This is a genomic window from Porphyrobacter sp. AAP82 (genome assembly GCF_000331285.1).
Taxonomy (GTDB): Bacteria; Pseudomonadota; Alphaproteobacteria; order Sphingomonadales; family Sphingomonadaceae; genus Erythrobacter.
Window position 1 is genome coordinate 26,035 of sequence record NZ_ANFX01000007.1, and the last position, 24,092, is coordinate 50,126.

General features: G+C 67.5%; 23 protein-coding genes and 2 tRNA genes. 9 read left to right on the forward strand and 16 right to left on the reverse strand.

The window, feature by feature from the left end; translation table 11 throughout:
• Positions 1 to 192: 192 nt before the first annotated feature.
• Both clpX and clpP read right to left on the reverse strand, forming a co-directional pair.
• The gene (gene clpX / locus D620_RS0100650; protein ID WP_017663849.1) at positions 193 to 1,461 is read right to left on the reverse strand and encodes an ATP-dependent Clp protease ATP-binding subunit ClpX; all 1,269 of its coding nucleotides are present in this window, start codon (positions 1,459 to 1,461) and stop codon (positions 193 to 195) included.
• A gap of 197 nt (positions 1,462 to 1,658) precedes the next feature.
• Positions 1,659 to 2,363 (reverse strand): ATP-dependent Clp endopeptidase proteolytic subunit ClpP, encoded by a 705-nt coding sequence (gene clpP / locus D620_RS0100655; protein WP_017663850.1) that lies wholly within the window; start codon positions 2,361 to 2,363, stop codon positions 1,659 to 1,661.
• 143 nt (positions 2,364 to 2,506) lie between these two features.
• Here clpP and D620_RS0100660 point away from each other — a divergent pair, with 143 nt between their 5' ends.
• Positions 2,507 to 3,445, forward strand: coding sequence for an amidase family protein (locus D620_RS0100660; protein ID WP_017663851.1), 939 nt, complete (start codon positions 2,507 to 2,509; stop codon positions 3,443 to 3,445).
• Between the two features lie 18 nt (positions 3,446 to 3,463).
• On the opposite strand, the gene tig is transcribed toward D620_RS0100660, so the two are convergent.
• Both tig and D620_RS0100670 read right to left on the reverse strand, forming a co-directional pair.
• A complete protein-coding gene (gene tig / locus D620_RS0100665; RefSeq protein WP_017663852.1) occupies positions 3,464 to 5,020 on the reverse strand; it encodes a trigger factor in 1,557 nt (518 codons plus the stop codon).
• Positions 5,021 to 5,084: 64 nt separating this feature from the next.
• A tRNA-Leu gene (locus D620_RS0100670) sits at positions 5,085 to 5,169 on the reverse strand.
• Positions 5,170 to 5,299: 130 nt separating this feature from the next.
• Here D620_RS0100670 and D620_RS0100675 point away from each other — a divergent pair.
• From D620_RS0100675 to D620_RS0100685, 3 genes are read left to right on the forward strand one after another with little or no spacing between them, the layout of a single operon-like run.
• Positions 5,300 to 5,608 carry a DUF3297 family protein gene (locus D620_RS0100675; RefSeq protein WP_026091844.1) on the forward strand — a complete coding sequence of 103 codons (309 nt, stop codon included), beginning with the start codon at positions 5,300 to 5,302 and terminating at the stop codon, positions 5,606 to 5,608.
• A gap of 51 nt (positions 5,609 to 5,659) precedes the next feature.
• The gene (gene der, locus D620_RS0100680; protein WP_017663854.1) at positions 5,660 to 7,072 is read left to right on the forward strand and encodes a ribosome biogenesis GTPase Der; all 1,413 of its coding nucleotides are present in this window, start codon (positions 5,660 to 5,662) and stop codon (positions 7,070 to 7,072) included.
• A 6-nt stretch (positions 7,073 to 7,078) separates the two neighbouring features.
• Positions 7,079 to 7,564 carry a DUF2721 domain-containing protein gene (locus tag D620_RS0100685; protein ID WP_017663855.1) on the forward strand — a complete coding sequence of 162 codons (486 nt, stop codon included), beginning with the start codon at positions 7,079 to 7,081 and terminating at the stop codon, positions 7,562 to 7,564.
• A 202-nt stretch (positions 7,565 to 7,766) separates the two neighbouring features.
• Here the strand turns inward: D620_RS0100685 and bfr are convergent, their stop codons facing one another.
• The 4 genes from bfr to D620_RS0100705 all read right to left on the reverse strand — a co-directional run bounded on the left by bfr (position 7,767) and on the right by D620_RS0100705 (position 11,143).
• A complete protein-coding gene (gene bfr / locus D620_RS0100690) occupies positions 7,767 to 8,249 on the reverse strand; it encodes a bacterioferritin (protein WP_017663856.1) in 483 nt (160 codons plus the stop codon).
• 140 nt (positions 8,250 to 8,389) lie between these two features.
• Positions 8,390 to 8,590 (reverse strand): (2Fe-2S)-binding protein, encoded by a 201-nt coding sequence (locus D620_RS0100695; protein ID WP_017663857.1) that lies wholly within the window; start codon positions 8,588 to 8,590, stop codon positions 8,390 to 8,392.
• Positions 8,591 to 8,665: 75 nt separating this feature from the next.
• On the reverse strand, positions 8,666 to 9,967 hold the full coding sequence (locus tag D620_RS0100700; RefSeq protein ID WP_017663858.1) for a DUF418 domain-containing protein: 1,302 nt from the start codon (positions 9,965 to 9,967) through the stop codon (positions 8,666 to 8,668).
• Positions 9,968 to 10,063: 96 nt separating this feature from the next.
• Positions 10,064 to 11,143, reverse strand: a complete 1,080-nt coding sequence (locus tag D620_RS0100705; protein WP_155799908.1) for an SPOR domain-containing protein — start codon at positions 11,141 to 11,143, stop codon at positions 10,064 to 10,066.
• 265 nt (positions 11,144 to 11,408) lie between these two features.
• Here D620_RS0100705 and D620_RS0100710 point away from each other — a divergent pair, with 265 nt between their 5' ends.
• The 3 genes from D620_RS0100710 to D620_RS14350 all read left to right on the forward strand — a co-directional run bounded on the left by D620_RS0100710 (position 11,409) and on the right by D620_RS14350 (position 14,359).
• Positions 11,409 to 12,131 carry a ParA family protein gene (locus D620_RS0100710; RefSeq protein ID WP_026091845.1) on the forward strand — a complete coding sequence of 241 codons (723 nt, stop codon included), beginning with the start codon at positions 11,409 to 11,411 and terminating at the stop codon, positions 12,129 to 12,131.
• A gap of 18 nt (positions 12,132 to 12,149) precedes the next feature.
• Positions 12,150 to 12,848 (forward strand): hypothetical protein, encoded by a 699-nt coding sequence (locus tag D620_RS15590; protein WP_017663861.1) that lies wholly within the window; start codon positions 12,150 to 12,152, stop codon positions 12,846 to 12,848.
• 62 nt (positions 12,849 to 12,910) lie between these two features.
• Positions 12,911 to 14,359 carry a tetratricopeptide repeat protein gene (locus tag D620_RS14350; protein WP_017663862.1) on the forward strand — a complete coding sequence of 483 codons (1,449 nt, stop codon included), beginning with the start codon at positions 12,911 to 12,913 and terminating at the stop codon, positions 14,357 to 14,359.
• Between the two features lie 72 nt (positions 14,360 to 14,431).
• Here the strand turns inward: D620_RS14350 and D620_RS14355 are convergent, their stop codons facing one another.
• From D620_RS14355 to D620_RS0100735, 3 genes are all read right to left on the reverse strand, one after another.
• Positions 14,432 to 15,232: a hypothetical protein gene (locus tag D620_RS14355; RefSeq protein ID WP_155799910.1), complete on the reverse strand. Its 801-nt coding sequence runs from the start codon at positions 15,230 to 15,232 to the stop codon at positions 14,432 to 14,434.
• 65 nt (positions 15,233 to 15,297) lie between these two features.
• Positions 15,298 to 16,533 (reverse strand): dihydroorotase, encoded by a 1,236-nt coding sequence (locus D620_RS0100730; protein WP_026091846.1) that lies wholly within the window; start codon positions 16,531 to 16,533, stop codon positions 15,298 to 15,300.
• On the reverse strand, positions 16,530 to 17,546 hold the full coding sequence (locus D620_RS0100735; protein ID WP_017663865.1) for an aspartate carbamoyltransferase catalytic subunit: 1,017 nt from the start codon (positions 17,544 to 17,546) through the stop codon (positions 16,530 to 16,532). The genes D620_RS0100730 and D620_RS0100735 overlap by 4 nt, the downstream gene beginning before the upstream one ends.
• A 119-nt stretch (positions 17,547 to 17,665) precedes the next feature.
• On the opposite strand from D620_RS0100735, the gene sppA reads away from it, so the two are divergent.
• Positions 17,666 to 19,573: a signal peptide peptidase SppA gene (sppA, locus tag D620_RS0100740; RefSeq protein ID WP_017663866.1), complete on the forward strand. Its 1,908-nt coding sequence runs from the start codon at positions 17,666 to 17,668 to the stop codon at positions 19,571 to 19,573.
• Between the two features lie 87 nt (positions 19,574 to 19,660).
• Positions 19,661 to 19,735: transfer RNA gene (locus D620_RS0100745), tRNA-Val, on the forward strand.
• 101 nt (positions 19,736 to 19,836) lie between these two features.
• On the opposite strand, the gene mtnA is transcribed toward D620_RS0100745, so the two are convergent.
• The 5 genes from mtnA to D620_RS0100770 are packed head-to-tail and all read right to left on the reverse strand — an operon-like array spanning position 19,837 to position 23,915.
• Entirely contained in the window at positions 19,837 to 20,901 is a 1,065-nt protein-coding gene (mtnA, locus tag D620_RS0100750; RefSeq protein ID WP_017663867.1) for an S-methyl-5-thioribose-1-phosphate isomerase, read from the reverse strand.
• A complete protein-coding gene (mtnC, locus tag D620_RS0100755) occupies positions 20,898 to 21,590 on the reverse strand; it encodes an acireductone synthase (protein ID WP_017663868.1) in 693 nt (230 codons plus the stop codon). Before mtnC ends, mtnA begins: the two co-directional genes overlap by 4 nt.
• Positions 21,587 to 22,141 carry a 1,2-dihydroxy-3-keto-5-methylthiopentene dioxygenase gene (locus tag D620_RS0100760; RefSeq protein ID WP_017663869.1) on the reverse strand — a complete coding sequence of 185 codons (555 nt, stop codon included), beginning with the start codon at positions 22,139 to 22,141 and terminating at the stop codon, positions 21,587 to 21,589. Before D620_RS0100760 ends, mtnC begins: the two co-directional genes overlap by 4 nt.
• Positions 22,138 to 22,755 carry a methylthioribulose 1-phosphate dehydratase gene (locus D620_RS0100765; RefSeq protein ID WP_017663870.1) on the reverse strand — a complete coding sequence of 206 codons (618 nt, stop codon included), beginning with the start codon at positions 22,753 to 22,755 and terminating at the stop codon, positions 22,138 to 22,140. The genes D620_RS0100760 and D620_RS0100765 overlap by 4 nt, the downstream gene beginning before the upstream one ends.
• The gene (locus D620_RS0100770) at positions 22,755 to 23,915 is read right to left on the reverse strand and encodes an aminotransferase (RefSeq protein WP_017663871.1); all 1,161 of its coding nucleotides are present in this window, start codon (positions 23,913 to 23,915) and stop codon (positions 22,755 to 22,757) included. The genes D620_RS0100765 and D620_RS0100770 overlap by 1 nt, the downstream gene beginning before the upstream one ends.
• Positions 23,916 to 24,092 lie beyond the last annotated feature (177 nt).

The following is a 24,092-nucleotide window of genomic DNA, read 5'->3' on the forward strand; positions in this document are numbered from 1 at the left end:
GCCCGTTGGCTGAACCAGCGCGTCATAGCCGATCGGGACAGGGCCGCTGGGCAAGGCCGGTGACGGCGGGGGAGCGGGAGGCGGTGCGGGCTGTGCTCCGGCAAGGCTTGCCGCGGCCGCCAGAGAAAGCCCGGCCGCCATCATGCCGCCAAACCGGAGCCCTCGCATCCGCTCAACCGTCCCGCGCGGGCCTTATGCCGCCTCTTCCTTCTTCGCCACGTCACCGCCGTGGACGCGGATCGGGTCCTTCTTGCCGGCGACCACATCGGCATCGATCACGATTTCGGTGACGCCTTCCATGTCGGGCAGGTCGAACATCGTGTCGAGCAGCAGGCCTTCGACGATCGAGCGCAGGCCGCGCGCGCCGGTCTTGCGCTTGATCGCGCGCTCGGCGATCGCCTGGAGGGCATCGTCGGTGAAGGTCAGTTCCACATCCTCGAGCTCGAACAGCTTGCGGTACTGCTTGACCAGAGCGTTCTTGGGCTCCTTGAGGATCGTCACCAGCGCGGGCACATCGAGATCGTGCAGCGTGGCGATCACCGGCAGGCGGCCGACGAATTCAGGGATCAGGCCGAACTTGAGGAGATCCTCGGGCTCGGACTTCTCGAGCAATTCGCCCACGCGGCGCTTGTCGGGATCGGCGACGTGCGCGCCGAAGCCGATCGAGCGCTTCTGCAAGCGGTCGGCGATGATCTTGTCGAGCCCCGCAAAAGCCCCGCCGCAGATGAACAGGATATTCGTCGTATCCACTTGCAGGAACTCCTGCTGCGGATGCTTGCGCCCGCCCTGCGGCGGCACGCTCGCGGTGGTGCCTTCCATCAGCTTGAGCAGCGCCTGCTGCACGCCCTCGCCCGAAACGTCGCGGGTGATCGAAGGGTTTTCAGCCTTGCGGGTGATCTTGTCGATCTCGTCGATATAGACGATCCCGTGCTGGGCCTTCTCGACATTGTAGTCGGAGGCCTGGAGCAGCTTCAAGATGATGTTCTCGACATCCTCGCCCACGTAGCCCGCTTCGGTCAGCGTGGTGGCGTCGGCCATGGTGAAGGGCACATCGAAGGTGCGCGCCAGGGTCTGGGCGAGCAGGGTCTTGCCCGAACCGGTCGGGCCGACGAGCAGGATGTTCGACTTGGCCAGCTCGACGTCGCCCGCCTTGCCCGAATGCTTCAACCGCTTGTAGTGGTTGTGCACCGCGACCGAGAGCACGCGCTTCGCTCGGTCCTGACCGATGACGTAATCGTTCAGGGTGGTGAAGATGTCCATCGGCGTGGGGATCTCGCCATCCTTCTTGCCGGCGATCCCTGCCTTGGTTTCCTCGCGGATGATGTCGTTGCACAGCTCGACGCATTCATCGCAGATGAACACCGTGGGGCCGGCGATGAGCTTGCGCACCTCGTGCTGCGACTTCCCGCAGAAGCTGCAATAGAGGGTGCTCTTGCTGTCGGATCCGCTCAATTTGGTCATTCCTGTGTCCTCGAATCCGCGTGCGCGCATGCCGGAGCACCCCGGGCGGATTCGTCAAGTGTATCGCTTGGCACCCATGAATCAACACATGGTGCGCGATTTCGTGGTGTTACCATAATGCCCGCCCTCGCCAGAGCGCGGAAAAACCACGCTTTGCAGCAGACTGTCCCGCAGCGGCGCAGGTTTGGCGCAGCGCCTTATTCAGGCGCGCCGCCCGAACCGTCCTCGGCGCCGGTTTCCTCATTGTCGGGACGAGTCTCGAACACCTTGTCGACAAGGCCGAAGGCGCGCGCTTCCTCGGCTTCGAGAAAGGTGTCGCGGTCCATCGCCTTTTCGATTTCCTCAAGGCTGCGCCCGGTAAACTTGACGTAGAGATCGTTCATGCGGCTGCGGATGCGCAGGATCTCGCGCGCCTGGATCTCGATGTCCGACGCCATCCCGCGCGCACCGCCCGAAGGCTGGTGGATCATGATCCGCGCATTGGGGAGCGCGATGCGCATGCCCGGCTCGCCCGCGGCGAGGAGGAAGCTGCCCATGCTGGCGGCCTGCCCGATGCACACGGTCGACACGCGCGGCTTGATGTATTGCATGGTGTCGAAGATCGCGAGGCCCGCGGTCACCACGCCGCCCGGCGAGTTGATATACATGCTGATCGGCTTCGACGGGTTCTCGCTTTCGAGGAACAAGAGCTGGGCGACGATCAGCGAAGCCATGCCGTCTTCGACCTGACCGGTGACGAAGACGATGCGTTCGCGCAGCAGGCGGCTGAAGATGTCGAAGCTGCGTTCGCCGCGGCTGGTCTGCTCGACCACCACGGGCACCAGCGCGCCGGTCAGGGGATCGCGGGTGAATTGCCCCTGCGTGCCGTAGGTTTCGCCTGCGTTGCCGAACAGATCGATCATGTGGTGCCTTTGCCCTTGCTGCTTCACGAGCTGGCTATGTCGGAGTGTCAGGGGCAATTTCAAGAGCGTTTACCTTGTTCATGTGAATTGGCTGATGGAGCCGCCGCGGGGCCGGGGCCATTTTGCCCCTTGAGCCTTGGCGGATGCATGGCAAACCATGGGGGATAACCCTCAGGAACCTCGCCCGTCCGGCCCTCGCCCTGCTTCTGTCCACCACTGCCCTGCCCGCGCTGGCGCAAGACGCCGCGCCGGCCGGTGACACGATCGCGATCAAGGAAACGCCCTCCACCGCCGTCACCGATATCGTCATGCAGATCGAGCGCATCAGGATGCTCGACGATGCCGGGCCAGTGCTCAATGCGGTCATCGCCTACAACCGCGATGCTGCCGCCGTGGCGGTCGCCCAGACCGAAAAGCTGCTCGGCGGGCGCACGGTGCTGGTGAAGGACAATGTCGAGACTGCCGAGTGGCCGACCACCGCGGGCAGCCTTGCGCTGGCCGACAATGCCACGGGCCGCGATGCGCCGATGATCGCGCTGCTGCGGGCGGCGGGCGGCGTGGTGCTCGGCAAGACCAACCTCAGCGAGTGGGCCAACATCCGTTCCAACAACTCCACCAGCGGGTGGAGCGGGGTCGGCGGCCTGACGCGCAATCCCTATGCGACGGACCGCAACACCTGCGGATCGTCTTCGGGGAGCGGGGCGGCGATCGCGGCGGGCTTTGCCTGGGGCGCGATCGGGACCGAGACCAACGGCTCGATCACCTGCCCCGCCTCGATCAACGGCCTTGTCGGCTTCAAGCCCAGCGTCGGGATCGTCAGCCGCACCCATGTGGTGCCGATCTCAAGCACACAGGACACCGCAGGGCCGATGACGAAGACGGTCTACCTCGCCGCGATCGCCGGCTATCCGCATATCACCGTGCCGATGGGCGGTGTCGAGGGGCTGCCGATCGGGTTCAGCATCATGGGCGGCCAGTGGCAGGACCACGCGGTGCTGAAGGCAGGCGCGGTCTACGAAAAGGCGCGGACAGCCAAGCTGCCCGCGCCGACTTTCGCTCCGTGGCAACCGGCGGGGGATTAGGCCCCCCGCCACGCCGGATTACTTCTTCGCCGCAGCCTTCTTGGCCGGAGCCTTCTTGGCGGGCTTGGCTTCGGATTCCTCTGCCGGGGCAGCCGCTTCCTTCTTGGCAGCCGGCTTCTTGGCGGCGGCCTTCTTGGCGGGCTTTTCCTCTGCGGCGGGGGCTTCTTCAGCCGCTGCTTCCTGCTTGGCCGGAGCCTTCTTCTTCGCCGGGGCCTTCTTCGCCGGAGCCGGAGCCGCTTCCGCGCCCTCTTCGGCTTCGATCGCGGCCTGGAGTTCCTCGACGGTCACCTCGCGCTCCGTGACCTCGGCCTTGTCGAACAGGAAGTCGACGACCTTGTCCTCATAGAGCGGGGCGCGCAGCTGGGCGGCGGCCATCGGTTCGGACTGGATGTACTGCACGAAACGCTCGCGGTCTTCGGCGCGGTACTGCATCGCGGCCTGCTGGATCAGCATGCCCATTTCTTGGCTGGTCACTTCCACGCCGTTGGCCTGGCCGATTTCCGAGAGCAGCAGGCCCAGACGCACGCGGCGCTCGGCGATCGCGCGATATTCGTCCTTCTCGTCCTCGATCTGCTTCAAGGCCTCGGCCGGGTTCTCGTCGCGCGCGGCTTCCTGCTGGAGCTGGGACCAGATCTGCTGGAATTCGGCTTCCACCATGGTGCCGGGCACTTCGAAGCTGTGGCCCGCGGCAAGCTGATCGAGCAGCGCGCGCTTCATCTGCGTGCGGGTGAGGCCGGCGGTCTGCTGTTCGAGCTGCGCCTTCATGATCTCGCGCAGCTTCTCGAGGCTGTCGAGCCCGAGGCTCTTGGCGAAGTCCTCGTCCAGCGTGGTTTCGCTTTCGATCTTCACCGCCTTGACGGTGATGTCGAAGGTCGCTTCCTTGCCCGCGAGGTGTTCGGCCTGATACTCGGCCGGGAAAGTGACGGTGATGGTCTTTTCCTGACCCGTCTTCACGCCGACCAGCTGATCTTCGAAGCCGGGGATGAAGGTGTTCGAACCAAGCACCAGCGCGGCGTCTTCAGCCTTGCCGCCGTCGAACTCGACGCCATCGAGCTTGCCGACGAAGTCGATGATCAGCTGGTCGCCTTCCGCCGCCTTCTTCGTCTTGGGCGCGTCCTTGTAGCTCTTGTTCTGCGAGGCAATGCCCGCCAGCGCCTCGTCGATCTGTTCGTCCGTCACCGGCACGACCAGCTTTTCAAGCTTGAGCCCGTCGATGCTCGGCGCCTCGATGGTGGGCAGCACTTCGAGCGCGACGGTGATCGCGGCGTCCTTGCCTTCCTCATAGTCCTCGTTGAGGCCGATTTCGGGCTGCATCGCCGGACGCAGCGCCTCGTTGCGCAGCAGCGTGTCGACCGATTCGCGGATCGTGTCGTTCACCACCTGGCCGTGCAGCGCCTCGCCGTGCATCTTGCGCACGAGGTTGGCGGGCACCTTGCCCGGACGGAAGCCGGGCATGCGCACCTGCGGAGCGACCTTCTTGATCTCGGCATCGATCTTCGCGGCGATTTCGCCTGCGGTGATCGTGATCAGATAGGCGCGCTTGAGGCCTTCGTTGACGGTCTGCTGGGTCTGCATGGGAACTGGTCTGATGCCTTCTAAGCTAGAATTCCGTAAGGCCGGGCTGTGCCGAGCAGCGAACTGGTGCGGGCGAAGGGACTCGAACCCCCACATCTTGCGATGCCAGAACCTAAATCTGGTGCGTCTACCAATTTCGCCACGCCCGCATGCCCGAACGAAGCCGCGCGGGAAGCATGGCCCCCCGCGCGTATCAGCGTGGGCCCTTATCCCCCTTGCGCCCAAAGGGCAAGCGCAACACGCTTGAAGCCTTGCGGAATGGCGGATAAGGGCGCGGCCATGACCGAAGAGCCCCCCGCAACCGCCCCCGCCACTTCCGGCGCCGACGTGCCGCCCGATCACCTGTCGGTCAATCCGCGCAGCCCCTTCTTCGATGCCGAGAAGCTCCAGCGCGGGGTCGGCATCCGCTTCAAGGACCGGGTGCGCACCGATATCGAGGAATATTCGATCTCCGAAGGCTGGGTCAGGGTGCAGGCGGGCAAGGCGGTCGACCGCAAGGGCCAGCCGCTGACGATCAAACTGACCGGCCCGGTCGAAGCCTGGTACGAGGACCTCGGCGAAAACCCGCCGGTCGCCAAGAAGGGCTGATTGGCCTCATAGCTTGCCAAAAGGGCTGTTTGCGCCCACTTGGCGCGGGTTATGTCCCCCGTCAGAAAACCCGAAGTCGTCATCATCGGCCGGCCCAATGTCGGCAAGTCCACGCTGTTCAACCGGCTGGTGGGCAAGAAACTCGCGCTGGTCGACGATCAGCCCGGGGTGACGCGCGACCGCCGGATGGGCGACGCCAATATCGCGGGGCTGCACTTCACGATCGTCGACACCGCCGGGTGGGAGGACGAGGACGCACTTTCGCTCCCGGGGCGGATGCGCAAGCAGACCGAGGCTTCGCTGGCAGGCGCGGACGCGGCGCTGTTCGTGGTCGATGCGCGCGCGGGGCTCACGCCATTGGACGAGGAAATCGCCCGCTACCTGCGCGAGCAGGAAGTGCCGGTGGTGGTGGTCGCCAACAAGGCCGAAGGCAACGCCGCCGAGGCGGGGATCATGGAAGCCTATGCGCTGGGCCTGGGCGAACCGCTCGGCGTCTCGGCCGAACATGGCGAGGGCGTGGCCGATCTGTTCGGCGGGCTGTGGCCGATCATCGGTGCAAGGTCCGAGGAGTGGGAAGAGGCCAATGACGCGACACGCGCGGCTTACCGCGAAATGGACGAGGATGATCGCCCCTCCGGTCCGCTGAAACTCGCCATCGTCGGCCGGCCCAATGCCGGCAAGTCCACCCTCATCAACCGCCTCTTGGGCGAAGACCGCCTGCTGACCGGGCCCGAGGCCGGGATCACCCGCGATTCGATCGCGATCGACTGGAACTGGACCGATCCCAAGTCGGGCGAGACCCGCGAGATCCGCCTCATCGACACGGCGGGCATGCGCAAGAAGAAGAACGTCACCGAGAAGCTGGAGAAGCTGTCTGTTGCCGATGCGCGCCGGGCGGTGGACTTTGCCGAGGTGGTGGTGCTGCTGCTCGACGCGACGCAGGGCCTTGAACATCAGGATCTGAAGATCGCCAGCCTCGTCCTCGAAGAAGGCCGCGCGCTGATGATCGCGATCAACAAGTGGGACGTGGCCGAAGACGCGAGCAAGCTGTTCAACGGCATCCGCGCGGCGCTTGACGATGGCCTTGCGCAGGTGCGCGGCCTGCCGCTGTTCGCGGTCAGCGCCAAGACCGGCAAGGGGCTGGACCAGATGCTCGCCGGGGCCTTCGAAATCCGCGAGGCGTGGTCGAAGCGCGTCAGCACCTCGGCCTTGAACCGCTGGTTCGATGACGCGATGAAAGCCAATCCGCCCCCGGCCCCGGGCGGCAAGCGGATCAAGCTGCGCTATATCACGCAGGCCGGCACCCGCCCGCCGCGCTTCGTGATCTTCGGCACCCGGTTGGACCTGCTCCCCAAGAGCTACGAACGCTACCTCGTCAACGGCATCCGCGCCAAGCTGGGCTTCGATGCGGTGCCGGTGCGCGTGACGCTCAAGGCCAACAAGAACCCCTACGCCAAGGAGTAGTCCGTAATGCTGCTCGAAACCCTTGCAGCGGCTGCCCAGCAGGCACCCTTCGCGCTCGAGATCCTCGAGCGCACCGCCTCAACCCCGCGCGTCCAGCAGGTGGTGCAGCTCAGCCTTGCCCCCGCCTTCCTGCTCTCCGGCATCGGGGCGGTCATGAATGTCATCATGAGCCGGATGATCTGGATCGCCAAGCGGATCGAGACCATCGAGGACAAGATGGATGACAGCCGCACCGCCAGGCAGGCGCGCGAATATGGCTGGCTGATGCGGCGGCGACGGCTGATGCAGGGCGCGATCATGTTCTCGACCGCATCGGCAGTGATGATCAGCGCGGTGATCATGCTGCTGTTCGTCTCGGCCTATATCACCTCGCAGATCGGCACGCTGATTGCCGCAATGTGGGTGCTGACAATGGTGCTGCTGGTGACGGGCCTCGGCTTCTTCCTGTTCGAAACGCGGCTGGCCGCGATCGGTGCGCAAGTGAAAGATTGAACCCGCGACCCGCTTGCACCGGCAGGCGGGGACGCCTGATCGGCCTGCCAGAGGACGGGCCGCAAGGGCGCCAGAGGGTTCAGGTGGCCGCCCGCAGACGCCCGGAGCGCAGCGGAGGAACAGCGTCGAGGACTGCACGCCGGACGGCGGGCGGCACACAAAAACGCTCTGCCCTATTTCTGTGCAGCCCTGCGGCCGACCCTTAGCTCTCGCCCGCAGCCTGGCTTTGCAGCTGGCAGTAATTATGCAGCCCCATGCGCTCGATCAGCTCGAACTGGGTTTCGAGGAAGTCGACATGCTCTTCTTCGTTCTTGAGGATGTAGGCGAACAGGTCGCGACTGACATAGTCGCGCACGCTTTCGCAATGCTCGATCGCATCGCGCAGCAGGGGAATCGCCTCGTGTTCGAGCGCGAGGTCGGCCTTGAGCACTTCCTCGACATTCTCGCCGACCTTCAGCTTGTGGATTGCCTGGAAATTGGGCAGCGCTTCCAGAAACAGGATACGCTCGGCCAGCTTGTCGGCGTGCTCCATCTCCTCGATGCTTTCGTGGCGCTCATAGGCGGCGAGCTTCTTGAGGCCCCAGTTGTCGAGCACGCGGTAATGCAGCCAATACTGGTTGATCGCGGTCAGCTCGTTGGTGAGCGCCTGGTTGAGATAGTCGATGACCTTGGGGTCGCCCTTCATGGGGAGTGTCCTTTTGCGAAAAGTCAAAGCCGGGTTGCGGCATTGCGTCCATTCTAGACGCTGCCGGGCCTGTCCGCAAGGGGGATGATTCTCAAAATTCGTTATTAATCAGCATCTTGCGAGGATTTCGCAATCGCGGGTCAGGCCGCCTCTACTGCGAGGAAATCGCAACGCGCCGCCGCGCGTTCGGCGTCAATGATTTCCTGCGCCTCTTCAAGGCACTGGCCGCAATTGGGGCGCTTGCCAAGGCAGGCATAGGTCGCCTCGGCATCGCCATCGCAGGCGAGCGCGGCTTTGCGCAAATCATTCTCACGGATGGCATTGCAGATGCAGATGTACATGGCCGCTCGAATCACTCCTGCGAAGCGTTTGCACAAGGCAATCTATGCGAATTATTCTCAATAACAAGGGGGGTGCTACTTTCTGAGCGGAAAGGCCCGCCCATAGGTCAGGCAGCGCCACAACCATTCGAGAGGGCCGTAATTGTAGCGGTCGAGCCACGGCTTCGACCACGCCAGCATCACTGCCCAGGAAAGCGCCACTACCACGTAAAGCTGCGGACGGTTGAGCGCGCCGAACAGCCCCAACGCCCAGCCGTGAAACACGAACATCATCAGGACGGAGGTGCCGAGGTAATTGGTGAAGGCAGCGCGGCCGGCAGCACGGATGCGGTCGCCCAGCCAGCCTGTCGCGGACGGGGCATAGACCACCATCAGCGCGGCAAGGCCGAGCAGCATCGGCAGGCGCGGCAGCGGGCTCCAGGCGATGAACCCGGCAAGCGTTCCGTAGAAGGTGAAGCCCCCCGCCTTGACGGCGAGCCCGATCGCCAGGTGCGCCAGAGCACCTGCGATCACCCCCGCCCAGCCCCAGGCGATCATCTTGCTGCGGGTAAAGGTGCCGGAGAAGAACCCCATCCGGTAAAGCGCCATGCCGATCAGCATCAGCGGGATCGATTCAAAGCAGAAGAACAGCACGTTGCTGAGCGGCTCGCTCCACTGCTCGGCGAAGCGGTGGGCAACAAGCGCTCCGTAATCCCCGGCGGCGATCGCATCGGACGGGACCGCGCCGTGGGCGAGTGTCTTGTCGATGTCGGCAATCAGGCCGGCGCGCATCTCGACGACTTCGGGGCCGCCTTGGGTGCCGAAGGATGTATCGACCACCGCCCAGGGCAGGCTGATGAAGATCGCGTAGAACAGCACGCCGAACATGTAACCGACGAGCCCGGTCCAAAGCTGCGCCTTGGCCGACCAGCCGATGCAGGCGAGCACCACGAAGCCGAACACCGCATAGAAGAACAGGATGTCGCCCGGCCAGATGAAGAAGAAGTGGAACAGCCCGAAGGCCGCGAGGATGGCGAGCCGCCACGCCTGGAGGCGCCATGTCGCGCCGCGCGCCCAGGCTTTTTCCATGAACAGGTACATCCCCGCCCCGAACAGCATGGTGAACAGCCCGCGCATCTTGCCGTCGATCGCCACGAACTGCGCGATCCACAGCCACCCGCCCGGATCGCCCGGATCGGTGCGGAAGGCGGCCGGGTACATGTAGGCCTCGAAGGGCTGGCCGAAGGCGACGATATTGGCCCACAGGATACCCATCACCGCGATGCCGCGGATGAAGTCGAGCGTGTCGATGCGCTGCGCCGCGGCGACCGGCGCGATGGACGCTTGCCCGTCACCGAAAACATCATCGGCCGCGGAAGGTGAAAGCGTGTCGTTCATGGCTGATCCCCCGAGCCCATGGTCCGGGCCGGGAGATTAGCGATTTGCAGGAGCTTGGAAAGAGCCGCCGGTCGATTCCCGGCGGCGCTTGGTGGGTCAGCCCTGCCCGGCGACGACGCAGGCCTTGCCTTCGCGCTTCAGCGCGGCGCAGGCGCGGCCGGCTTCGGCCTCGCTCGAAAAGCCGGTGGCGAGCAAGCGGGTGAGGCTGCCCGACGGCAAGAGCGCCTTGCGGGTGCCCGCGAGTGCGGCATGGCTGCCGATCTGGCTCCACAGCTTGTCGGCATTGCCCGCCACGCCGAAAGCGCCAAGCTGCACGCGCCAGCTGCCCTGCTTGCGCGGGGCGAGCGCGGCCGGAACGGGCGTCACGGTCGAGCCCTTGCCGGCCGAGGCAAGCGTGAGCTGCGCAGGCGCCGGGGCCGGAGCGAGCGGCTTGGGTGCGGGCGGCAGGCCCATCGGCTTGGGCGCGGCGGCAGCGACAGTTACCACCGGCGGCTTGGGCGCGGGCGCAGTTGCGACCGCGAGCACCGCTGCGGCGGCCGGGCGGCTGCCGAGCTCGGCGGCGGCGAGTTCGGTCTGGCGCTGGGCCCTGGCACCGGCATCAAGCTCGCGGGCGAGCGACTGCGCCTGGGCACGCTGGGCCTGCGGAATATAGGTGTCCATCTGCGCCAGCGCCTCGCGCGCCTGCGGCAGGCCGGCGCCGTTCGCCAGCGTCATCAGCGCATAGGCGCGCGTCCAGTCGCGCGGAGCATAGTCGGCGTTGAAGTGCGACAGGCCCAGCACATATTGCGCGCGAGGATCGCCGCGGTCGGCAGCAGCCTGGATCAGCGGCATGGCCTTCTGCTGTTCGCCTTCCTGGAACAGCATCAGCCCGAAATTGTCGGCGGCCTTCACATGGCCGAGCGCCGCGGCCTGCTCGTAGAGCTGGCGCGCGCGGGCATTGTCGATCTCGACCCCGCGCCCGAGACGGTAGGCCTGGGCAAGGTTGAACAGCGCATCGGCATCGCCGGCAGCGGCCGGGCCCTGCCATTCGACCACCGCGCGGGCATAGTCGCCCGCACTCCACGCATCGACGCCGGCCTTCACGTCCGCGAGCGCGGGCGCCGCAGCCGCAAGCAGCGCAAGCCCTGCGCCGGCCATCGTCATCGTCCTCGAACCTGCCATAATGAAGCGTGCCATCGATCGTCTCTCGCCTGTTGGTGCTGGGCCCAGCAGAAGGGGTGGTGGAGCGATCCATAGGGCAACACGGTTATCAAATGGTTGCACGTGGTCTAGGCCCGGTCGCGCGCGGCGAGGCCGGGCCGGGGCCGCATCAGCCATTCCCCGCACGTCCGGCATGTTAACCCTAAATTAGGGGTATCCTGCGATCCCGTGTCCATCCAGCCGTTGTCAGGCGTTGCAATAGGGCAGCACGCAGCGGTTCAATCCATGGGGGACCCAGGCGTTGCGTGTACTCGCTTTGGCATCGCAAAAAGGTGGATCGGGCAAGACCACCCTGTCCGGACATCTCGCCGTCCAGGCCCAGCGCGCTGGCGCCGGGCCGGTCGTGCTGATCGACATCGACCCGCAAGGCAGCCTTGCCGACTGGTGGAACGAGCGCGAGGCAGAGTATCCCGCCTTCGCCCAGACCACGGTCGCGCGTCTCGCCAATGACCTTGCAGTGCTGCGCCAGCAGGGCTTCAAGCTCGCGGTGATCGACACCCCGCCGGCCATCACCATGGCGATCCAGTCGGTCATCAGCGTGGCCGAACTGATCGTCGTGCCGACCCGCCCCTCCCCGCACGATCTGCGCGCCGTGGGTGCCACGGTCGACCTGTGCGAGCGCGCGGGCAAGCCACTGGTGTTTGTCGTCAACGCGGCCACACCCAAGGCCAAGATCACCTCGGAGGCCGCGGTCGCGCTCTCGCAGCACGGCACCGTCGCCCCGATCACGCTCCACCACCGCACCGATTTCGCCGCCTCGATGATCGACGGCCGCACGGTGATGGAGGTCGATCCCGAAAGCCGCTCGGCTGCGGAAATCGCCGCGCTGTGGCGCTATATCGCCGATCGTCTGGAAAAGAACTTCCGCCGCACCGTGTTTGCGCCCGCGCCCAATGGCTCCGGCCAGCACATGGGCGGCGTGCCGCGTCCCGCGGGCGGCTTCGGCCGCCGGGTGGCGCAGTAAGCGAAGGCGCACAGGGCCATGTCGGATTCCGGTTTCGCCTCGCTCGGACCTTCGCTGCTCGCCCGCAAGGGCGGCGCCAAGCCCGCGATGCGTCCGCAGGTCGCACCGCTGGTCGCCGAGGAAGCGGCCGTGGTGCCCGAGGAGGCGCTCGAGGATCTCGGCTGGAACGATATGGGCGATTCGGATGGCGAGGGCGGCGCGCAGATCGTGCCGATCAGCGCCGACCTCAACGCCAGCCCCGCCACCGCCGGCCCCGGCCCGATCGTCCGTCGCCAACAGCGCCGCCTCGAAGAGCGCGTGCTCGCCGATGCGGCGATGACCGGCCCGGAAGACCGCGAGCCCGAATATGACGAGGACGGGGCCGAGGACGAGGACGAGGAGGCGCCCTACGGCGAAGTCTTCGATTCCGCCGATTACGACGCGGACGAAGAGGACGAGGACGCAGACACCGCGATCTATTCGCCGCTCGTCCCGCAGGTGTCCCACGTGCCGCAGGCTGCGCCGGCTCCGGCACCAGTGCCCCGCGTTGCCGCCGCTCCGTCCGCGCGCCGCGCCGCCTTCACGCTGCGGCTCGATGCCGACCGCCACCTCAAGCTGCGCCTTGCCGCGACCATGCAGGGCGTCAGCGCCCAGGTGCTCGTGACCGAGGCTCTCGACCGCCTGCTCGCCGAATATGACGAGCTCGATGTCATCGCCAATCACCTCAAGCGCCACTGAGCGCCCGCCACCACAACCGCCACGACAACGTGAACCATCAGGATCTACGGGGGACTTTGACCATGGACCGCAGCATCACAACCGGCCGGAAGACATCGCCGCGTCTCGCGCTCGCCGTCACCACCGCGATCGCGGGACTGGCCTTCGCCGGAGCGCCCGCTTCGGCCGCACCGCGTGCCGAGACGTCCTTCGGGAACGCGCAGGAAGCGCTCGCCAAGGGCAAGGTCGAAAAGGCCATCAAGCATGGCGAGGAGGCCGTGCTCGCCGATGGCCGCAACCCCTCCTATCGCGCGCTGCTGGGTGCGGCCTATCTCGAGGCGGGCCGCTTCGAATCCGCGGCTGCCACCTTCGGCGATGCTCTGGAGCTGGGCGACAACAACCCCCGCACGGTGCTCAGCTTCGCGCTCGCCAAGATCGCGATCGGCGATCCCAAGGCGGCGGTGCTGGTGCTCGATGACTATTCGGCTGCGATCGACCCTGCCGATCTCGGCCTTGCGCTGGCCCTTGCCGGGCAGCCGGAACGCGGCGTGGCTGTGCTGGTGAACGGCGTTCGCAGCGCCGAGGTCGCCACCCCCAAACTGCGCCAGAACCTTGCCTATGCCTATGCGCTGGCCGGCAACTGGCGCGCTGCCCGCGTGATGGCCGCCGAAGACGTGCCCGCCGACCAGATCGAAGCGCGCCTTGCCCAGTGGGCCCAGACGAGCGCACCCGAAATGGCCGCGCAGCGCGTTGCCGCATTGCTGGATGTCACCCCGCGCGCCGATGCCGGCCAGCCGATGCACCTCGCGCTCGCCGGCTTCCCGGCGCAGGACATGAGGGTCGCCGCGTTCGACGCCGGTGTCGACGCTGACGTCGCGCTGGCCGCAGCCGAACCCGCCGCGGTCGCCGATCCCGCCGCCTCGGCCAGCTTCGCCGCCGCCTTCGCCGCGCCTGCACCCGCTGCCGAAGCGGCCCCCGCACCGGCGCCCCAACAGCCCCTCGTCACCTTCGCCGCAGCACAGCCCAAAGCGCCGGGGATCCGCTATGTCTCGAACCCGATGGTCCAGCAGCTGCCCGCAGCTTCGGCCGCCACGCCCACGCCGGCGGCGGTTCGCGCTCCTGCCGCGCCCGCCGCGCCGCGTGTCGCCCAGGCCGCCTCGCAGCGCCGCATGGCCGCGACCACAGCTGCCGGCGCACCCGCCCCTGCCGCCGCCGCCGCCGCCGACAGGGGTCCGGCCACCCACCTCGTCCAGCTCGGCTCCTACGGCAGCAAGGCCGAAGCCCAGCGCGGCTGGAGCACGCTGCTGGCCAAGTTCCCGCAACTGAAGGACCGCAAGCCGGTGATCACCGAAGCGCTGGTGGGTGGCCGCACCTTCTGGCGCGTCGCCGCCGACGGCTTCACCTCGCAGGGCGCCCGCGCCATGTGCGGCACCGTGAAGTCGGCAGGCCGCGGGTGCTTCGCCTACGCCGCCTCGACCCCGCCCGCTGGCGTCGTCAAACGCGACGTGCAGGTTGCCTCGCGCAGCCGCTGAGGCGCCTCGTCGTCATTCACGCTGAGCAAGCCTTGCTCCCGGTCAGCCGCCGCTGGCCGGGAGTTTTCTTTGTCACGGGTGCAGCAAGGGCCCGGCAAGGGCCTGCCAGCCGGGCGTGTCCCACAGCCACATGACCACAAGGCTGCCCGACAGGGTGACCGCGAGGAATATCCAGTAGGCGGGGTGCACGAGGCGCTGGCGGTAGAGGTCCCACGCGATCATCGGGATCACGCAGACCGCCGGCCAGGCCAGCGTCGAGAGAGGCGATTGAGGCTGCGAATTGTAGAGGAACGGCATCCGCGCGAAAGCCGCTCCGATCGGCGAGATGGTCGCGAGGATCATCATCCGCTTGTGCATTCCGGCATCGAACCGCCGCGCGGCCAGCGCGATGGCGACCAGCAGCGCGAAGCTGATGCCGCTGCGCAGCTGGAGCAGCGCGGTGTTGGTCATTGCCCGCGCCATGTCGGCAACCTCGGCAGGATCGCCGGCCTCGGCAAAGGCGATCCGCGCGGCGAACTGCGCGGGGACCAGCATCACACCGCCGATCACCATCAGCGGGGCAAGCACCATGCCGAAAAGCCCCAACTGCATGTGCCACCGGTTGCGGCCCGTCGCCATCAACACTGTCTGGGTGAGCAGCAGCCCCATCCATGCCGCCATGGTCAGCGCATGGAAATGCGCCTGCCAGAGGAACCCGGGTCGGCCACCGGCCGCGATGTCACCGGCCCGCAGGAAGGAATCCGGCACGAAGCCGATCAGGATCACGGCGATCAGGAACAGCGCCATCCCGACATAGAACCAGCGGTCGAGGAACTCCACCAGCGTTCCCGAGCCGCCCCTCTTGCCCTTCAAGCCTTGCGCATGTGTTGCCATTGCCCCGCCCCCTTGGCCAACCCCGCGGGCAGACTACGCCTCCGGCACCGCAATGCAAGCATGCGTCAGTGGCCGAGGGCAACCCCGCCCTTCCACAGCCCCAGCACGCGCCCTTGCGCGCCCTGGCGGTCGAAGGGGGTGTTGTCGGCAGTCGCCTCCATCTTGCGGCGGTCGATGATCCAGGGCTGGTCGGGGTCGACAAGCGCGAGGTCCGCCTCGAGCCCGACCGCCAGAGCGCCAGCGGGCACGCCGAGCAGCTGTGCCGGATTGGCGGCGAGCAACCGGAAGGCGCGGGGGGTGTCGATCACGCCGTCCCGCACCAGCCCGAGCACCATGGCGAGCAGCGTTTCGGCCCCCGCCATGCCCGGCGCGGCGTCAGCGAAGGGCAGGCGCTTGTCCTCGGGCCCGCGCGGATCATGGCCGCTGGCGATGACATCCACCGTGCCGTCAGCGATCGCGGCCAGCGCCGCCTGCCGATCGGCCTCGCCTCGCAAGGGGGGCGAGAGGCGGGTGAAGGTGCGGAAATCGGCGGTCGCGAGGTCCGAGAGCATGAAGTGCGCAGGCGTGATCCCGCAAGTGACCGGCAGCCCCCGCGCCTTTGCCTCGCGCATCAGTTCGAACCCTCGCGCTGTGGTGACCTGGCGGATATGCAGCCGCGCGCCCGCCAGTTCGGCGAGCGCGATGTCGCGGGCAATGGCCAGCGCCTCGGCCTCGGCGGGGGCGGCGGGCAGGCCGAGGCGGGTGGCGATCTCGCCTGCGGTCGCGGCGGCCTCTCCGGCAAGCCCGCCATCCTCGGCGTGGGTCACGACCGCAAGGTCGAGCATCGCGGCATATTGCAGCAGGCGCAGCATCACGCCGCTATCGGCGATCCAGCGCCGCCCGGTGGCGATCCCCCTCGCGCCCGCATCCTGCATCAGCGCGAGTTCGGCAAGCTCGCGCCCCTCGAGCCTGCGGGTGGCGGCGGCGAGCGGGTGGACCCACAGATCGGGCTTGCCGCTCTTGGCGATGAAGCCGACCCGGCTCGGCAGATCGAGCGGGGGCGACTGGTCGGGCATCAGCGCGGCGCGGGTGATCCCGCCGAAATGGAACGCGGGCTTGTCGACCGCGAACACGCCGAGGTCGACGATGCCGGGAGCGAGGAGCTTGCCGCGCGCATCGACGACATCGTCGCCCGCCATCGCCTCGACTCCGGCGCCCACGGCGGCAATCACGCCTTCGGCGCAGCGCAGCCCCCCCTGCACCACGCCCCCGGGCGTCACCAGCTGGGCATTGACGATGACGAGCGGATGCATCTGTCTCATGCCCAGCCCTCCACGCCGCGCGCTTCGCGGGTGAGGACGTCAAGGCACGCCATGCGGATCGCCACACCCATCTCGACCTGCCGGGTGATCAGCGATCGGCCCGCAAGGTCGGCGACCTCGCTGTCGATCTCGATCCCGCGGTTCATCGGCCCCGGGTGCATCACCAGGGCGCCAGGCCGGGCGAGCGCGAGCCGCTTGGTCGTCAGGCCGTAGAGATGCCGATATTCGCGCGGGGACGGGATGAACTGGCCCGTCATCCGCTCAGATTGCAGGCGCAGCATCATCACCACCTCGGCGCCGTCCAGCGCGGCATCGAAATTGTGGAACACCTCCACCCCCATTGCCTCCACCCCTTGCGGCATCAGCGCGGGCGGCGCGCAGACGCGCACCCGCGCGCCCAGCGCGGTGAGGCACAGGATGTTCGAGCGCGCGACGCGGCTGTGGAGGATGTCGCCGCAGATCGTCACTGTCAGGCCGGTGAAATCCTCTGCGCCCTCCCCCCGCTCGGCCAGGGCATGGCGCAGTGTCAGCGCATCGAGCAAGCCTTGCGTCGGGTGTTCATGCTGGCCATCGCCCGCATTCAGGACCGGACAATCGACCTTGTTCGCGATCAGCCCGGTCGCGCCCGAAGACCCGTGGCGGATCACGATCGCATCGGCGCGCATCGCGTTCAGCGTGATCGCGGTGTCGATCAGCGTCTCGCCCTTCTTCACGCTGCTGGTCGCAGCGTGCATGTTGACCACATCGGCCCCCAGCCGCTTGCCCGCGATCTCGAAGGACAAGAGCGTGCGGGTCGAATTCTCGAAGAAGGCGTTGATGATGGTCAGCCCGCCGAGCAGGTCGGTGTGCTTGGCGCTCTGGCGGTTGAGCGCAACCCATTGCTGCGCCTCGCTCAGCAGATAGAGGATTTCGTGCCGTGCGAGCTTGCCGATGCCGGTGAGATCGCGGTGCGGGAAAGCGAGCCTTCCGGGCGGAAAGCGGCCCGAGAGGGCGGTAAGATTGGTGCTGGCCATTAAAGCGATGCGCTTAATCGAAGCGCGTCTGTCACTCAACCCGCGCCGTAAGGTTTCCGATAGAACTGCAAGGGCAAAGATCCTACATCGCGGTCGGGGCAGATCATAAGGGACATGCAATGAGCTTCGTGGGCAAGGTTTGGAAGATCCTCGTCGGGATCAAGGACGGGCTTGTCCTGCTGTTCTTGCTGCTGTTCTTTGTCGCGCTGTTCGGCGTGCTCTCGGCGCGGCCCAATCCCGGGCAGGTGCGTGACGGGGCGCTGCTGATCGACCTTGCGGGCGTGGTGGTCGAGGAAAAGAGCGCGCTCGATCCGATCGAGGCGCTGCTCTCGCGCGAGGCGCCGGTCGAGGAAATCCGCGCCCGCGACGTGGTGCGCGCGATCGATGCGGCCGCAACCGATGACCGCGTCAAGGCGGTGGTGCTCGACATGACCACCTTTCTCGGCGGCGGTCAGGTGCACCTGAAAGAGATCGCCGAGGCGATGGACCGATTGCGCAAGGCCAAGAAGCCGGCGCTGACCTTTGCCATGGCCTATGCCGACGATCACATGCTGCTCGCCGCACATGCCAGCGAGGTGTGGCTCGACCCTCAAGGGATGGCGGTGATCGCGGGGCCGGGCGGCAGCAATCTCTATTATGCCGGCCTGCTCGAAAAGCTCAGCGTCAACGCGCGGGTGTACCGCGTGGGCGAGTTCAAGTCGGCGGTCGAACCCTATACCCGCTCCGGCATGTCCGAGGAGGCGCGCGCCAATATCGGCGGACTCTACGGAGCGCTGTGGGAGGAATACAAGGCAAACGTCACCCGCGCCCGGCCCAAGCTGCAACTGGCGCGGATCACCGGCGATCCGGCGGCGTGGGTGGCAAGCTCGGGCGGCGACATGGCAAAGGCCGCGCTCGATGCAGGCATGGTCGACAAGCTCGGCGACAAGGCCGCCTTCGGTGCGCGGGTGGCCGAACTTGCGGGCGAGGACCCGTGGAGCACGCTTCCCGGCGCCTATGCCTCGAGCGACCTTTCCGCCTACCTCGCCGACCTCGGCCAGCTGCGCAAGGGCAAGGCGATCGGGGTCGTCACCATCGCCGGCGAGATTGTCGATGGCGATGCGGGGCCGGGCATCGCCGGGGGCACGCGCATCGCCGACCTGCTCGACGAGGCATTGGACGATGATCTGGCCGCACTGGTGATGCGAGTGGATTCGCCGGGCGGCTCGGTCACCGCGTCCGAGGAAATCCGCCGCGCAATCCAGCGTTTCCGCGCGCGCAAGATTCCGGTCGCGGTGTCGATGGGCAACCTTGCGGCAAGCGGCGGCTACTGGGTCACCACGCCGGGCGAGCGCATCTTCGCCGAGCCCGAGACGATCACCGGCTCGATCGGGGTCTATGCGGTTGTTCCGACCTTCGAGAACGCCGCCGCGCGGCTCGGGGTGACGGCCGACGGCTACCGGACCACCGAGCTTTCGGGCCAGCCCGATTTCGTCGGCGGCTTCTCGCCGGCGATGGATGCGCTGCTCCAGACCTCGATCGGGGGGACCTATCAGGACTTCCTCAAGCTGGTTTCGGGCGCGCGTCGCCTGCCGGTCAGCCGCGTCGACCAGATCGCCCAAGGGCAGGTATGGGACGGCGGCACGGCGCGCCAGATCGGCCTGGTCGATGAATTCGGCGGGCTGTCCGACGCGCTCGAATGGGCGGCGGCCAAGGCGGGCGCGAAGCAGGGCGAATGGCACGCGGTCTATCTCGGCGAGAAGGATGCGAATTACGATTCGCTGATCCGCCAGCTCGTCGCCGGCGAGGCGGCCAAGGCGCGCACCGCGCCGGCGGGCGATTTCTTCGCGCTGACCGCGACGCGATCGCAGGCGATGGGCACGCGCATCGCCCGCGATGCCGAGCGGCTGCTGGGCACGCGCGGGGTCCAGGCCTATTGCCTAGCCTGCCCCGCCCCCCTCGATGCCTCCGCCGCAGCCCCGCCCAAGGCCGCCGCCGTGCGGCCCGAGGGGTTGCTCGCGCTCCTCGCATGGCTCGCCGGCAGTTAAATCGCACCGGCCACGCAGCAGGTGCTTGCCAATTGCCCGCGACCCCAGTAATGGCGCCCCCCTGTCCGGGCCTCAGGCCATAGGGACGGGCGCGTAGCTCAGCGGTAGAGCACACCCTTCACACGGGTGGGGTCACAGGTTCAATCCCTGTCGCGCCCACCATCTTTTCAAAGACTTGGAAGAGATGGTGGCGATGCACGCCATGGGGGGGCGCCAAGGGGCGGGCGGCTTTCTTCGGACATCGCGAGACGATCTGCGCGGCGCTATCCCTGCCCGGCGAGCAGCTGCGCCAGCGCTTCGGGGCCGGCGGCGATGCCCGCTTCGGTGATGTAGGCGGTGACGAGGCTTGCGGGCGTGATGTCGAAGGCCGGGTTGCGGACCGGCGAGCGGGTGACGCGGACCTTGTGCCCGCCCTCGCCCGCAACGAAGGCGACTTCCTTGCCGCTGCGTTCCTCGATCGGCACATCCGCCCCGGTCGCGGTCGCGGGATCATAGGTCGCGGAAGGCAGCGCGACATAGAAAGGCACGCCGTGCGCCCTGGCCGCGAGCGCCTTCAGATAGGTGCCGATCTTGTTGCAGACATCGCCGTTGGCGGTGACCCGGTCGGTGCCGACGATCACCATGTCGACTGCACCCTGCTGCATCAGCAGGCCGCCGGCATTGTCGACGATGTAGCTGTGCGGCACGCCGTGCCCGGCCAGTTCGAAGGCGGTCAGCGCGCCCTGGTTGCGCGGGCGGGTCTCGTCGACCCAGACGTGGAGCGCGATCCCCTCGTCATGCGCAAGGTAGAGCGGCGCGGTGGCGGTGCCCCAGTCGACGGTGGCGAGCCAGCCGGCGTTGCAATGGGTGAGCACATTGACCGGCGCGCCCGCCTTCCTGGCGGCGATCGCGCGGATCAGCCCGAGCCCGCCTTCACCGATCGCGCGGTTCATGGCAACGTCCTCGTCGCAGATGCGGCCCGCCTCGGCATGGGCGGCTGCGGCGCGCGCGGCGGGCGGCAGGGGCGCAACCACGCGGCGCACCCGTTCGAGCGCCCACAGCAGGTTGACCGCGGTCGGCCGGGTGACGCGCAGCTGCTCGCAGCTGGCAGCGAGGCCTTCATCGGACGGGTCGGCCTTGAGCCCGAAGGCAAGACCATAGGCCGCGACCGCCCCGATCATCGGCGCGCCGCGGGTCGCCATGTCGGCAATGGCGACGGCGGCCCCACCGATCTCGCGAAGCACCATGCGTTCGACCTGCCAGGGCAGCAGGCGCTGGTCGAAAATGCCCACGGCCCAGCCATCGGGCTCCACCCAGATCGAACGGGTCACAGCGCCTTCGATCCTCATGCCGATACCCCTTCGGGCAGGATCGTGCGGAAGTCTTCGGCGACCGGATAGGGCGATGCCGCGGGCGCGCCGTCACGCGCCAGCAGGGTCACCATCAGCCCGGCCGAGGCCGCCGCTGTCAGTTCCGCCTCGACATCGGAAAGGAACAGGATGCTGCCCGGCGAAACCCCGATCGCGGCGGCGATGGACGTGTAGGAGGCAGCTTCCTTCTTGCCTCCCATGGCGGTGTCGAAGAAGCACGCAAACAGCGGCGTCAGGTCGCCGTAGGCGGTGTGGCCGAAGATCAGCTTCTGCGCCGCGACCGAGCCCGAGGAATAGACGTAAAGCGGAATACCGCGCCCGTGCCAGCGCTTGAGGCCCTCGGCCGCATCGGCATAGATATGGCCTTGCAGTGCGCCATCGGCATAGCCGCTCGCCCAGATCAGGCCTTGCAGCGCCTTGAGCGGCGCGACCTTGCGGTCGGCATCGTGCCATTCGGCAAGCAGCGCGATGCAGCCGTCGGTGTCCAGCCCCGGCTCTGCCGCCTCGGCGCGCACCGCAGCGAGGATCGCGGCCACTTCGGGCTCGCCGGCGTGCGCCGCGACATAATCCTCAAGCCGCACCCGGCTGTAAGGAAACAGCACCTCATGGACGAAGGCGATGCTCGACGTCGTGCCTTCGATATCGGTGAGGATCGCGGCTGGCGTCACGCGGCGATGCCATCGTATTTGGGAATGGCGTCGGCGATCGGGTCTCCGGTGAAGCGCGCCACCCAGCCATCGGGGGTGGTGAACAGGCGGATGACGGTGAAGCTCGGCCGCTCGCCGGTGTCGAACCAGTGCTGCGTGCCCGCAGGCACGGCGATGAGATCGCCGGCCGTGCATTCGAGCGCGTGGACCATGCCGCCTGCGTGGATGTAGAACAGCCCCGCACCCTCGACGAAGAAGCGCACCTCGTCATCGTCATGGATGTGTTCGGCGAGGAACTTGGCGCGCAGCTCGGCGCGCTGGGGATGGTCGGGGGAAAGCCGCAGCACATCGCAGCTCCGGTAGCCGCCGCGCGCCTTGAGCTTGTCGATATCGCCCGCATAGGCGGCAAGGATCGCCGCGTCGTCGGCATCGGCCGAGAGCGGCGCTTCGGCCGCCCAACGTTCGAGCACGATCCCGTGCGGTGCCAGCGCGGCGGCGATCGCGGGGTGATCGGACAGGTGCTGGCGCACGGCATGGGGGGCGGCGTCGTCATACTGGGTGAGGCTGGTCATCGGCGGGCTCCTTCGCGTTTCAGTTCCTCCCAGGCGCAGGCGATGAGGAACTCGACAGCTTCGATCATGTTTTCGGCAGCGTCCATCGTCGGGCCCCAGCCGTAGAGTCCGTGGCCGCGGATGTAGAAGGCAGGGATGATCGGCTGCTGCGCGGCGATCAGGGGCCGCAGCTCGTCGGCGAGCGCCGCCATGTCCTGGCTGTTGTCGACCAGCGGAATGGCGATGCTGGTGTCGTGGGTGTCGTTTCCGGGGAAGATCTTGAGCAGCTCGTAACCGGTCAGCATGATCGTCTCGCCCAGCGCGCGGCTCAGCACCGTGCCGGCGACCGAGTGGGTGTGGAGCACCGCGCCCGCGCCCTCGTCGAGGTCATAGACGAGACAATGGAGCAGCGTTTCGGCCGAGGGACGCTTGGCATCGAGCGGCACGCCGGCCGCATCGACCCGCATCACGCCATCGGCCGTCAGCCGCCCCTTGTGCTGGCCCGAGACGGTGACCGCGATGCTGCCATCGGCCAGCCGGACCGAGTAATTCCCCGAGGTCGCCGGAGCGAGCCCGCGCGCGTCGAGGCGGCGGCCGGTGGCGACAATCAGATCGGCAGCGGCAGCAAAGTCCATCACAGCAGGCTCCTGCGGAACCGGGCGAGGCGACGGACGGCTTCGTCCAGCGTGTCGTCCCCCTTGGCGAAACACAGGCGGATATAACCCGTCAGCGGGTTTTCGGCATAGAAGGCACTGATCGGGATGGCCGCAACGCCGGCTTCGGGGATCAGCCGCTCGCACAGGGCCGCGTCAGCCACGTCGATCCCCGATGCGGCCAGATCGATGGTGACGAACCATGTCGCGGCATTGGGAAGCACGGCAAAGCCCGCATCCGCCAGCCCCGCAACCAGCCGCGCCCGGCCCGCCTGATAGCGCGCCCGGTGCGCCGCGTGCCAATCGGCAGGCAGTGCCAGCCCCTCGGCCACGGCCCATTGCAGCATCGGCGGGGTGGTGAAGGTCAGGAACTGGTGGCTCGCCGCGATGGTCTCGACCAGCGGCAAGGCCGCGCACGCCCAGCCGACCTTCCAGCCGGTAAGCGAGAAAATCTTTCCCGCCGAACCGATCTTGACCGTGCGGCCGCGCAAGGCGGAAATGGCGAGCGGCGAGACATGCCCGGCGCTCTCGAAAAGCATCGCCTCCCAGACCTCGTCACACAGGATGATCACGTCATGCCGCTGGGCGAGGGTGCCGATCGCTTCGAGGGTCGCCCGGTCGATCAGGCTGCCTGCGGGATTGTTGGGCGTGTTGAGGATCAGCAGCCGCGTGGCATCGCTCATCGCCGCTTCGAGCGCGTCCAGCGGCAGGGTCCAGCCGGGCGGGACGAGGTTGACGAACCGCGCGATGCCCCCGGCGCGCCGGACCAGCGGCAGATAGGCGTCATAGAGCGGCTGGACAAGGATCACCTCGTCGCCGGGGCGCACCAGCGAAAGGATCGTGGCGGCCAGCGCCTCGGTCGCGCCGGAGGTGACCAGCACTTCGCGCTCGTCGAGGTCCAGCCCCTGTTCGCGGGCATAGTAGGCGGCGATCGCGCGGCGCAGTTCGGCCAGCCCGCGCATCGGGGGATACTGGTTGCTGCGGCCCGCCACCGCCGCGCCGGCCGCGGCGATCAGTTCGGGCGGCTCGGGCAGATCGGGAAAGCCCTGCCCGAGGTTGATCGCCCCGCTCGCCGCAGCGGCGCGGGACATGCGTTCGAAGATGGTCGTCGCGGGAGGAGCGAGACCGTCGATCACCGTCATATGCCAATCACATCCTTGCCGCGTCCGGGTGTCTATGGCGGGGCATTCCGCGGCGCGCAACCGCCTCGCGCATCGGCGACCGCGCGCCCGGCGGGGGCAGGCCTTCGTCATTCGCCCCTCTCCGCTTGACCATGCAGGGGTTGTCGCGGCAAGTCCGTCAATCTTGCTGCTTGCGGC